Origin of the sequence: Escherichia sp. E14V7, from assembly GCF_004212225.1 — a bacterium.
In the GTDB taxonomy this organism is placed as follows: Bacteria; Pseudomonadota; Gammaproteobacteria; order Enterobacterales; family Enterobacteriaceae; genus Escherichia.
Genome location: NZ_RHJJ01000023.1, coordinates 18,660 through 29,863, shown reverse-complemented (window position 1 = coordinate 29,863; position 11,204 = coordinate 18,660). Strand labels below are relative to the sequence as shown.

Sequence of the window (11,204 nt, the reverse complement as noted above, 5' to 3'; positions counted from 1 at the left end):
TGTTTAAAATTTTATTGGGTGGAGTACCAATATGAAATGGATAAAAGCACTTAACCTTCAGCAATGGGCAGATTCTATTCCTGCAAAAGTTATTTTTCCAGCACTAATCGCTGATCTTATACGTGCAACGACTAACAGTATTACTGAAATTAGATTTCCTAATGGTGATAAGGGACAGGTTAGAGGTTATGACGGTGTACTTAAAGCCGAGGGGGTGGCCCCCTATGTTCCTGATGGCGACTCATTCTGGGAATTTGGTGTTAATGAAAAATTGCTTGATAAAGCTAACTTTGATTACGAAAAAAGAACACGCGAAGTTGCTCCAGAGATACGTCTAAAGACTACTTTTGTTTTCGCTTCATTAAGAACATGGGATAATCCTAAGGTAAAGCTTGAAGACTGGCTACAAGAGAAACGCAATAGTGGTAAGTGGAAAGACATCAAATTAATTGATGGTTCTATGCTTGAAGATTGGCTCGGTGTTTGCCCTGCTGTAGCTGCTTACTACGCTCGCTACCATCTTGAGCTAATGCCACAGGTTGGTGTTAGAAGCATTAAGGAGTTTTGGGATGAATTTTCCACTAAATTTAATCCCCCTTTAACTGAAGCAGTCTTGCTGGCGGGGAGAGAAAAGCAAAAAGAGCGTTTTCTGAATGAGTTACGAGAAAATGGTCGAAAAATATCTTTAGCTGCAGATTCTCCGGATGAGGTTATTGCTTTTGCGATTGCAGCTATCAGAACCACTGAAGCGGAACTTCGACATTCCTTTCAAAGTCGAGCACTAATTATTGATACGGATGATGCTGCAAGACAGCTTTCTGGAAAAAGAGGAATGATCTTCTTACCACGTGATCGAGCAAGAGCTTTAGCCGGTTTATTACAGCAAGCATCTATCACAGTAGTAAGTGCCGGAGCCGATGAAACACGAACTGATCACGAACTTCTGATCCGCCCAGATAGTATATCTTTAGGTAAGGCTCTTGAATCTATGGGGTTTGATTCAGATAAAAGTTATCAAATAGCGCGGCAGTGTGGCCGAAGTTTGTCTGTTTTGGCTCGCCAGATATCAAGTAGCACGGCTGAATCACCTGAATGGAAAGACAGCCCTGAGTTGCTCCCTGCTTTATTAGCTGGTGCATGGAGTACATGTTCAGAGAAAGATAAGTTAATTCTCAAGCAACTAGCTGGCTATACAGACTATTCTCAAGTTGAAAATCCATTAAGGCTATTAACAAAGCGCCGCGATTTTCCAATTGATCGAGTGGATGATATTTGGTCATTGCGTTCGTCGGTAGATGCTTTTGTACATTTAGGCTATTTGCTGGGTGAAGAACACCTGGAGCGTTTTGAGAAGGCCGTAAGAGAGGTTTTTTCCTATATTCCTGAACCACCAAAGGCCGAAGATCTGTTTGTACCTGACAATGGTATTAAAACGTCTTATAGCTCGTGGTTACGTAATGGAATGACAACAGTTTTGCTACATATGGCAATACTACATGAACAGGCCGAATTCCGGGTTACTGGTATGACACCCCAAGATTTTGTTAACAAAATAGTTCAGAGTATTCCGGGACTTGCTAACGACCATCGACTATTTGTTAGTTTGCGAGATCAACTTCCGCTGCTGGCAGAAGCTGCCCCTGGCCCTTTCCTTGATGCCCTTGAGCAATTGCTTAAGGGCAATGGGGAAATGATTGCTCCAATATTCAATGAAGATAAAGGGCTGTTAACTCCTCGAAGTCATTATCATGGATTAAAATGGGCATTGGAAGCCTTGGCTTGGGAACAAACATATCTATTACGCGCTGCAATCTGTCTTGCAAAACTCGCTGTAATAGATCCCGGTGGAACTTACTCAGATCGCCCTCTTAATAGTTTAAGAACCATTTTTCTGGCATGGTCTCCTAATACGTGGGCACCAGTAAAAGTTAGAAATGCAATTATAAAAAAAATTATCACTATTGTTCCTAGTATTGGGTGGAGTTTGTTACAAAATCTCCTTCCTCGCTCCCATGATACCTCTGATCAAAACCAAAAAATGAAGTTCAGAGAGTCGGATAAAGATGTAGAAAAACTAACGTGGGGCGTTGTTTGGGAGGGGCAAATCTTTATTATCCAAGAAGCAATTAAACTTGCAGGTATACTCCCAACAAGATGGGAAATCCTAATCTCTCATTTAAGCTCATTCCCTGAGAATGCAATAGATGAAACACTTTCTCATCTTGAACTTTGCCTTTCTCAACAAACTGAAGAGGATCAGTTCATCGTATGGGAGGCTTTGCGTCATGAGTATTCTCGCCATAAAAAATATTCAGATGCGAACTGGGCATTTAAATTTGAGTCTATGGAAAAAATAGCGAAAATACTTGATAATTATAAACCAATTGACATGGTTAGAGCCAGTTTATGGATTTTCAATGATTGGGATTCTGATATTGAAGAGTCAATTGAAAATGCTGGCGGAATTTTTTCTTCTGTCGAAGAAATGCGAAGTGAAAAACTTAGGGAAATATACTTTACTTTAGGTTTGTCTGGGGTGAAAGACCTTTTTCAACAAGTTAATAATGTTTTTATTGCAGCAAGGCATATATCAGCACTCTCGTTGGATGAAGAAAAATTAAATGATTTGTTTGTAATGCTTATTAACAACAAAAAAAATATTGATGAAGTTTGTGGGTTGTTAATGCAATATGGTGTTGAATGCTTTGGTGCTGAATGGCTTAATAAAATAAAAGTGTATTTTAAACAGTTTAAAATTACCCCTGATAGGGCTGGGAAAATCTTAGCATCGTTAAGAGACTCACAAGAGATATGGAACATTATTGAAGGGTTTGAAGATAACATCAACGAAAAATATTGGTTGCAAAAACAACCCATTGCAATGATGGGTAAAACTTCGGATTTATTTGTCCTTATGGATAAATATATAGAAAGGGGCCGGGGTCTTGCTGCTATTATATCAGCAAATCAACGCCTTTCTGAGATTCCATCTACAACACTTTTATATCTTCTAGATATAGTCGTTAAAGAAATAAATAGCCAGGATATCCAATTTGATACAATGCTATCGTACTATGTAAAAAAAGTTTTTGATGAACTCAAACAACGTAACGATGTTTCTGAAACAGATTTGGCATTTAAAGAAATGACCTACTTGCCTTGTTTTCCGGATAGAGATGAGCCACTTATCCTGCATCGTCTAATGATGAAAAAGCCAGAGGTTTTTATAGAAGCAATATGTATTGTATATCGTAGTGACGAAGATGAACAAACAGAACCATCGGAGTTGGAAGTTAAAAGAGCTACTTCTATATACAGATTACTTGAAAAATTACGAATACTACCAGGGCAGATAGACAATGAAATTGATCAAGATAAACTTGAAGATTGGTGTGAGAATGTACGCCATTTAGCAAAATTGCATCATCGCCAAGAAATCACTGATCATGTAATAGGAAAAATTCTGGCACATGCCCCTAATAGCTCAGTAGATAATTCCTGGCCACATGAAGCAATTCGGCACATCATTGAAATATTATCTTCTGATGAGTTAGAGCAAGGTATACAAATTGGTAGGTACAATAAAAGGGGGGTATTTGCTCGTATGCGTTACGAAGGTGGAAACCAAGAAAGGATATTAGCTGAGCAGTACCGAGAATGGGCAAATTCAATTCCCCACTGCGTCCGTACTTCTGCAATGCTATTTAGAATCGCTGACGAATGGGAATACTCAGCAAAAAACGCAGATATTCGAGCCGCCAAGGCTGATTTAAAATAGAAAGATTCAAAACAAAAATTAGAATAAATCATAAAAACCCTGCTTAAGAGCAGGGTTTAACTTCTTTCAGCGTCATTTAAACTTGCAGACCTTCAGGTTAATCTACCAAAAACAGAACGGGTTTTAGCTACGACATGTCATCCAACTAACCGCATTGCCTTTATCCCTCCTTCAATCATACTACCGTGATCTGCAGCCATCACAAAATCAGCCCACCACTGCATCATAGGCCGTCGCTGCTCAAGATAATCACTACGGTTATACGCACGACGAACCTCATTCTTATCCACATGAGCAAGTGCAGCCTCAATAACATCAGGTGGAAATCCCTGCTCATTAAGGGCCGTGCTGGCGATAGAACGCAAGCCGTGTGAAACGAGCACTCCACCAAAACCTGCGCGTTTTAGTGATGCGTTTACGGTCTGACTGTTCATAGGCTGGTTTGGCTTGATGCGGCTGGGAAAGATAAATTCTCGATTTCCACTTAACGGCTTCATCATCTCTAGTATCGCAATAGCTTCATCTGACAATGGAACAGTATGGTCGCGGTTCATTTTCATGCGTGCTGCGGGAATCTTCCACTCTTGCGCTTCTATGTCTACCTCTTCCCAGCGAGCCTCAGCCGCTTCGGCAGGGCGGGTAATAGTAAGAAGTTGCCACATGAACAGGCATCGTGTGGAAAGGCTAATGCTGGCTGTTCGCATTGTCTGCATCAGTTGAGGTAGCTGATCCGGTCGAATGCTGGGCATGTTCTTTTTCTGAGGCTTCTCGAAGGCTTTACCGATATTAACGCTGGGAACAGCATCAATCAGCCCTGTGTTCTGGGCATAGATCATGACCTCATTAATACGTTGACACAGGCGACGAACAGTTTCCAGTGCTCCTCTGGCCTGAACCGGTTGTACGGCCTGAACCAGTGTATGAGCTTTAATATCTGTAACGCTAACGTCGCCGATCGCAGGAAAGACATCTCTTTCAAGAGAGCGCCAGATATCTTCCGCATAGTCCTCTGTCACACTGGCTTTCTTCACATTCCACCAACGTTCAGCTACGAGCTGGAAAGTATTGGTTTTGGCTTCCAGCGAACTACGCAATTGTTCTTGCTGATGTTCCTGCGGATCAATCTGTTTAGCTAGGAGTGAGCGGGACTCTGCACGGTAGTTTCTGGCATCGGCAAGGGTAACTGACGGGTAGGGGCCTATGCTTTTCTTTGCTCGTTTCTTGGTGACAGGGCGAATGTAGCGAAACTGCCAGATTTTACTCCCGCTGGATTTAATGAGTAGCTCAAGGCCATCGCCATCATAGAGAACGTAGTCCGCTTCCTTGGGTTTAGCAGATTCGATTTCCTTAACGGATAGAGGTTTGGTTTGTCTTGCCATTGCCGGGTTTCCATAGTTTTAGGCACCTCAAAAACAATAAAGCTTTACGAGGTGCCTAACAAGGTGCCTAAAAGGATCGGATTTAATTAGTTGGCATCAGACTTCGCGGGACAAATTGAGGGCACAAAAAAGCCCGCAGGGCTTGCGTCGTGCGGGCTCTTAGGACTTCATCGGATGACTCTGGTAATCACCGATGGAGAATTTTGGTGGAGCTGGCGGGAGTTGAACCCGCGTCCGAAATTCCTACATCCTCGGTACTACATGCTTAGTCAGTCTTTACATTCGCTTGCCAGCTGCGGACAGACACGCCACTAACAAACTAGCCTGATTAAGTTTTAACGCTTCAACCCCAGGCAGGGCTTCCACGCGATCTCTTTTGGGTTTGACCTCTCTTGATCCCCGTCCTAAGAGCGGAGGCTAGGGAGAGAGGGCTCTAAGCAGGTTATTAAGCTGCTAAAGCGTAGTTTTCGTCGTTTGCGACTATTTTTTGCGGCTTTTTACGAGGCCAACCGCCCCTCGGCATGCACCTTGGGTTTCGCAAATCCCGTCGAATCCAGAATCAGCCCCAATGTGTAGCGTTAAGTATACCAGATTTTTGAGCGCCATGACTAGCCCCAAAGGCGTTATCATCCTGGAATTAGCGCCTGCATAGTATGATTTTTCTTCGATTAAGCAATGGGATGGCTACATCAGTGTCAGATTTGACAGTCGACAAGATGTCCATTCGCGCCACCGGATAGGGAGGCGCGGTGAAGATTTGATTAGTATCGCTTATATAGGTTTAACGGTGCGCGTTTTTCATGATACGTGCTTTATCAACCTGCCATTCGCGTTCTTTGATATCAGAACGTTTATCGTGTTGTTTCTTACCTTTCGCGACGCCGATTTTTACTTTGCACCAGGCATTTTTCCAGTACAGGGAGAGCGCCACTACGGTATAACCTTCACGGTTCACTCGGCCATAGAGAGAGTCAAGTTCGCGCTGGTTGAGAAGCAGTTTGCGGGTGCGAGTAGGGTCGCACACCACGTGCGTGGAAGCCACTGCCATCGGCGTGATGTTTGCTCCAAACAGGAACGCTTCTCCGTCGCGCAGAAGGACATAGCTGTCGCTAATATTGGCTTTTCCTGCGCGCAGGGATTTAACTTCCCAGCCTTGCAGGGCAAGTCCCGCTTCGAACTCTTCTTCAATAAAGTATTCGTGACGGGCGCGCTTGTTAAGCGCGATGGTCGCTGAACCAGGTTTATGTGCTTTTTTCTTCGTCATAAGCGTCGTGAATCATCGGTAATCTGAAATCGAAAATACCCCATATCAATCCTGCGGGGGACAAGGCTCTATCTTAGCATGAACCGGATGTTACCCAGCGTCGGGATAGCGTTTTTTTTACGGCAGGATAAATGATATTATTTGTTGGATTTTTGTTGATGGAAATTGTTATGCCTCAGATTAGCCGGACCGCACTGGTACCCTACAGCGCGGAGCAAATGTATCAGTTAGTGAATGACGTTCAGTCTTATCCTCAGTTTTTACCAGGGTGCACTGGAAGCCGGATTCTGGAGTCCACTCCTGGGCAGATGACCGCTGCGGTAGATGTGTCTAAGGCTGGGATCAGCAAAACGTTTACTACCCGCAACCAATTGACCAGTAACCAAAGTATTCTGATGAGTCTGGTTGATGGACCGTTTAAGAAATTGATCGGCGGCTGGAAGTTTACGCCGTTGAGCCAGGACGCGTGCCGTATTGAGTTTCATCTCGACTTTGAGTTTACCAATAAGTTGATTGAACTCGCCTTTGGTCGCGTGTTTAAAGAGCTGGCAGCTAATATGGTGCAGGCTTTTACTGTTCGTGCAAAAGAGGTCTACAGTGCCAGGTAAAATTGCCGTTGAGGTTGCTTACGCATTACCCGAGAAACAATACCTGCAACGGGTAAGATTGCAGGAGGGCGCGACGGTTGAAGAAGCAATTCGCGCCAGTGGCTTGCTGGAATTGCGTACCGATATCGATTTAACTAAAAACAAAGTCGGCATTTACAGCCGTCCGGCAAAACTGAGCGATACCGTGCATGATGGCGATCGAGTGGAGATTTATCGTCCTCTCATTGCCGATCCGAAAGAGCTTCGCAGGCAACGAGCAGAAAAATCAGCGAATAAATAACAGACAGAAAAAAGGTGCTCATTGAGCACCTTTTTTAACGTCTTTGAGAGCAACTTTATTATTAGTTACCACTCAGCGCAGGTTTGTTATCAATGTTGGTCAACACCCCGCTACTGTTAAAGGTCAGCGTCAGCGTTTGCTGCGTTACACCTTCATGACCTGGTTGCTGGCGGAAGACATAGAACCAGGTATTCGTACCAAATGGATCGGACATCAGCGGTGTACCCAATGCGTACGCAACTTGTTGTTGCGTCATGCCAACACGTATTTTGGATACGTCGTTAGCGGTCAGATAGTTCCCCTGGTTGATGTCAGGACGGTAAACCACTCGCTCCAGAGTGGAACAGCCTGCGGTCAACATCAATAGTACTGCTGCTGCAGCAGTCAGCGTTTTACAGCGCATAGTGATTTGATTCCTTTTCGGGCCCGAGCAGTACGTGGCTCATCTGTAATATGCCGATGATAATAGACCTTTCATCACTTTAAAACCTTTTGCTTTCCGGTCTTACGGCGTTTTGCTGTTTACTCTGACCGTGAAGCAGGAAAAAAGTTTACGCCGCAAGCAGTTCTTTCGCATTCGCCAGTGTGTTACGTGTGACTTCACTGCCGCCAAGCAGGCGCGCCAGCTCCTGTAACCGCGCTTTTTTGTCCAGCGACTCCATATGAGTTTCGGTCATCGCGCCATCGGTTTCTTTGCTGACAAAATAGTGTTGATGACCGCATCCTGCGACTTGCGGCAAATGGGTAACACACATCACCTGGGTTGATTCGCCAAGCTGACGCAGCAGTTTGCCGACGACTGCCGCTGTTGGACCGCTAATCCCTACATCCACTTCATCAAAAATCAGTGCCGGGGTTTCCATTTTACGCGCAGTGATGACCTGGATTGCCAATGCGATGCGGGACAACTCACCACCGGATGCGACTTTGGCAATAGGCTGCATTGGCTGACCTGGGTTGGTGGTTACCCGAAACTCAATACGATCGGCACCGTCAATGCCCAGGTGATGCTCGTCAAATTTAACATCAATCGTAAACTGCCCATGCGGCATAGAGAGTGCATGCATACTATCGGTGATCAGCTGTGCCAACTCATTTGCATAATGCTGGCGTTGCTGGTGTAACGCGCGTGCCGTTTCCAGTGCTTGCTGATGATGTTTCGTTACCGCCAGCGCGAGCGTCTCTTGTGAGTCGGCCTGATCGTCCAGTTGCTGCTGTTCTTCCAGTAGCGACTGGTAATACTGTGGCAATGCCTCAGGGCTGACGTGATGTTTACGTGCCAGCGAAATTTGTTTTGAGATGCGCTGTTCAAGTTCAAACAGTCGGTTGGGATCGAGATCCAGACGATCGCAGTAGTGGCGCAGTTCGTCGCTGGCTTCAGAAATCTGGATGGTAGCTTCTTCCAGCATATCAAGTACGCCGGACAGTTTGCTGTCCATGCCAATCAATTCACTCACCAGCTGTTTAGCCGTGTAAAGCTGACTTTGCAGGTTTGCGTCTTCACCGTCGGCCATTAATGCCAATGCATTCTGACTGGTAGTCAGTAATTGACCGCTGTTCGCCAGACGTTTGTACTCTTCGTCAATTTGCTCAAACTCTCCGGGCTGCGGATTAAATTCGTTAAGTTCTTTTAATTGGTATTGCAGCAGTTCCGCACGGGCGGCGCGTTCCTGACTTAGTTGTTGATGGTGCGCGAGGTCGCGGCAGCTTTGATGCCACAACTGATAACGTACGGTCATTTCCTGGAGCAGAGAGGTTTCATTGGCATAGCCATCAAGCAGGAATTTTTGGTGCTCGGATTTGGTGAGTAATTGATGAGCGTGCTGACCATGGATCTGAATCAGCAACTGACCCAGTTCGCGCAGTTGTGACAGAGGAACAGCTGTACCGTTGATGAAACCACGGGAGCGACCATCGCTACTGATTACGCGACGAAGCAGGCATTCACGGCCATCTTCCAGTTGGTTTTCTTCCAGCCAGCGCAGAGCCGCTGGCGTATCTTTCAGTGAAAAACGGGCGCACAGGTCAGCGCGAGCAGCGCCGGTACGCACCATGTCGGCTTCAGCGCGACCACCGAGACAAAGGCCGAGGGCATCTATCGCAATAGATTTACCCGCGCCGGTTTCACCGGTTATTACGGTCATGCCGCTGTGAAAATCAATCTCAAGCTCACGAACGATAGCAAAGTTGCTGATGGTCAGTTGTGCCAACATAGTCGTTTTCCTGTATGAAAAACCATTACTGTTATTGCGTACAGTATAAACTGGTTTTATATACAGTAAAGAGGCTGGCGTAAAATTAGAATAATTTTTTTGACCAGCCGAGCTTGGTGCTTAATGTATTGAAATAGCTGTAATCTTTCGGATGAATCAGATTCAGATGATAATCACAGCGACGAATCAGGACATCTTCACCTTCCTGAATCGGCAGGGCTATCTGGCTGTCGCAACTGATTTCCAGGTCGTTACGGCGATGCGAAAAACGCAGACGGATCGTGCTGCTGCTGTTTATGACCAGTGGTCGTGCTGACAACGTATGCGGGAACATGGGCACCAGGGTAATTGCATCCAGAGAGGGTGTCAGAATAGGACCGCCCGCAGAGAGGGAATAGGCAGTGGAGCCTGTTGGCGTTGAAATAATTAGTCCATCAGATCGCTGAGAGAACGCAAAGATCTCGTCGATATACACTTCGAACTCAATCATATGCGCCACTTTGCCTGGATGAAGTACCACTTCGTTAATCGCAGTGCTGATGCGTTTCTGGCAATCTTGCTGACAGACTTGCGCTTCCAGCAAAAAACGTTTCTCGCTGATGTAGTGGCCTTCCAGCACATCGGCTAATTGTTGCTGGGCGTTATCGGGGTCAAGGTCAGTCAGGAAACCCAGGTTGCCACGGTTGATTCCAATAACTTTAATATCGTAACGGGCGAGTGTGCGCGCCGCGCCCAGCATATTACCGTCGCCACCAACGACTACCGCGAGATCAGCCAGTTGCCCAATCTCCGCGAGCGTGCCAGTTTTCACATTCTTCAGTTGCAGTTCGTGAGCGATTTGTTGCTCAACGATGACCTCGTAACCTTTTGTGCACAGCCAGCGGTAGAGCATTTCATGTGTTGTCAGTGCAGTGGGGTGCCGTGGGTGTCCCACAATGCCAATACACTTGAAATGATTATTCATTTTTCCGAGGTCCTTGTTGCGAAGATTGATGACAATGTGAGTGCTTCCCTTGAAACCCTGAAACTGATCCCCATAATAAGCGAAGTTAGCGAGATGAATGCGAAAAAAACGCGGAGAAATTCATGAGTAGTAAAGAACAGAAAACGCCTGAGGGGCAAGCCCCGGAAGAAATTATCATGGATCAGTACGAAGAGATTGAGGCAGTTGAGCCAGAAGCTTCTGCTGAGCAGGTGGATCCGCGCGATGAAAAAATTGCGAATCTCGAAGCTCAGCTGGCTGAAGCCCAGACCCGTGAACGTGACGGCATTTTGCGCGTAAAAGCCGAAATGGAAAACCTGCGTCGTCGTACTGAACTGGATATTGAAAAAGCTCACAAATTCGCGCTGGAGAAATTCATCAACGAATTGCTGCCGGTGATTGATAGCCTGGATCGTGCGCTGGAAGTGGCTGATAAAGCTAACCCGGATATGTCCGCGATGGTTGAAGGCATTGAGCTGACGCTGAAGTCGATGCTGGATGTTGTGCGTAAGTTTGGCGTTGAAGTGATCGCCGAAACTAACGTCCCACTGGACCCGAATGTGCATCAGGCCATCGCAATGGTGGAATCTGATGACGTTGCGCCAGGTAACGTACTGGGCATTATGCAGAAAGGTTATACGCTGAACGGTCGTACGATTCGCGCGGCGATGGTTACTGTAGCGAAAGCAAAAGCTTAATT

At 45.8% G+C, this 11,204-nt stretch carries 9 protein-coding genes and 1 other RNA gene; 4 read left to right on the top strand and 6 right to left on the bottom strand.

What is annotated here, in order from left to right:
• The first annotated feature begins 31 nt into the window (after nucleotides 1-31).
• Complete coding sequence (locus tag D9741_RS23700; protein ID WP_130217275.1) at nucleotides 32-3,778, top strand: hypothetical protein; 3,747 nt, start codon at nucleotides 32-34, stop codon at nucleotides 3,776-3,778.
• 137 nt (nucleotides 3,779-3,915) lie between these two features.
• On the opposite strand, the gene D9741_RS21820 is transcribed toward D9741_RS23700, so the two are convergent.
• From D9741_RS21820 to smpB, 3 genes are all read right to left on the bottom strand, one after another.
• Complete coding sequence (locus D9741_RS21820) at nucleotides 3,916-5,157, bottom strand: integrase (protein WP_130217277.1); 1,242 nt, start codon at nucleotides 5,155-5,157, stop codon at nucleotides 3,916-3,918.
• Nucleotides 5,158-5,361: 204 nt separating this feature from the next.
• Nucleotides 5,362-5,724, bottom strand: a transfer-messenger RNA (tmRNA) gene (ssrA, locus tag D9741_RS21815).
• Between the two features lie 214 nt (nucleotides 5,725-5,938).
• The gene (gene smpB / locus D9741_RS21810; protein WP_000162574.1) at nucleotides 5,939-6,421 is read right to left on the bottom strand and encodes an SsrA-binding protein SmpB; all 483 of its coding nucleotides are present in this window, start codon (nucleotides 6,419-6,421) and stop codon (nucleotides 5,939-5,941) included.
• A gap of 170 nt (nucleotides 6,422-6,591) precedes the next feature.
• Here smpB and ratA point away from each other — a divergent pair, with 170 nt between their 5' ends.
• Nucleotides 6,592-7,029 (top strand): type II toxin-antitoxin system toxin RatA, encoded by a 438-nt coding sequence (ratA, locus tag D9741_RS21805; RefSeq protein ID WP_001339419.1) that lies wholly within the window; start codon nucleotides 6,592-6,594, stop codon nucleotides 7,027-7,029.
• Entirely contained in the window at nucleotides 7,019-7,309 is a 291-nt protein-coding gene (locus tag D9741_RS21800) for an RnfH family protein (protein WP_064529893.1), read from the top strand. The genes ratA and D9741_RS21800 overlap by 11 nt, the downstream gene beginning before the upstream one ends.
• Before the next feature lie 61 nt (nucleotides 7,310-7,370).
• On the opposite strand, the gene bamE is transcribed toward D9741_RS21800, so the two are convergent.
• The 3 genes from bamE to nadK form a co-directional block, all read right to left on the bottom strand.
• Nucleotides 7,371-7,712, bottom strand: coding sequence for an outer membrane protein assembly factor BamE (gene bamE / locus D9741_RS21795; RefSeq protein ID WP_001203437.1), 342 nt, complete (start codon nucleotides 7,710-7,712; stop codon nucleotides 7,371-7,373).
• A 148-nt stretch (nucleotides 7,713-7,860) separates the two neighbouring features.
• Nucleotides 7,861-9,522: a DNA repair protein RecN gene (recN, locus tag D9741_RS21790; protein ID WP_130217279.1), complete on the bottom strand. Its 1,662-nt coding sequence runs from the start codon at nucleotides 9,520-9,522 to the stop codon at nucleotides 7,861-7,863.
• An 85-nt stretch (nucleotides 9,523-9,607) separates the two neighbouring features.
• Nucleotides 9,608-10,486, bottom strand: a complete 879-nt coding sequence (gene nadK / locus D9741_RS21785) for an NAD(+) kinase (protein WP_001059169.1) — start codon at nucleotides 10,484-10,486, stop codon at nucleotides 9,608-9,610.
• A gap of 122 nt (nucleotides 10,487-10,608) precedes the next feature.
• Between nadK and grpE the strand changes: the two genes are divergently transcribed.
• Complete coding sequence (gene grpE / locus D9741_RS21775; RefSeq protein WP_130217281.1) at nucleotides 10,609-11,202, top strand: nucleotide exchange factor GrpE; 594 nt, start codon at nucleotides 10,609-10,611, stop codon at nucleotides 11,200-11,202.
• Nucleotides 11,203-11,204 lie beyond the last annotated feature (2 nt).

Coding starts and splice junctions, on each gene's coding strand:
- D9741_RS23700 (WP_130217275.1), top strand. CDS start 32: ATGAAATGGATAAAAGCACTTAACCTTCAGCAATGGGCAGATTCTATT.
- D9741_RS21820 (WP_130217277.1), bottom strand. CDS start 5,157: ATGGCAAGACAAACCAAACCTCTATCCGTTAAGGAAATCGAATCTGCT.
- smpB (WP_000162574.1), bottom strand. CDS start 6,421: ATGACGAAGAAAAAAGCACATAAACCTGGTTCAGCGACCATCGCGCTT.
- ratA (WP_001339419.1), top strand. CDS start 6,592: ATGCCTCAGATTAGCCGGACCGCACTGGTACCCTACAGCGCGGAGCAA.
- bamE (WP_001203437.1), bottom strand. CDS start 7,712: ATGCGCTGTAAAACGCTGACTGCTGCAGCAGCAGTACTATTGATGTTG.
- recN (WP_130217279.1), bottom strand. CDS start 9,522: ATGTTGGCACAACTGACCATCAGCAACTTTGCTATCGTTCGTGAGCTT.
- nadK (WP_001059169.1), bottom strand. CDS start 10,486: ATGAATAATCATTTCAAGTGTATTGGCATTGTGGGACACCCACGGCAC.
- grpE (WP_130217281.1), top strand. CDS start 10,609: ATGAGTAGTAAAGAACAGAAAACGCCTGAGGGGCAAGCCCCGGAAGAA.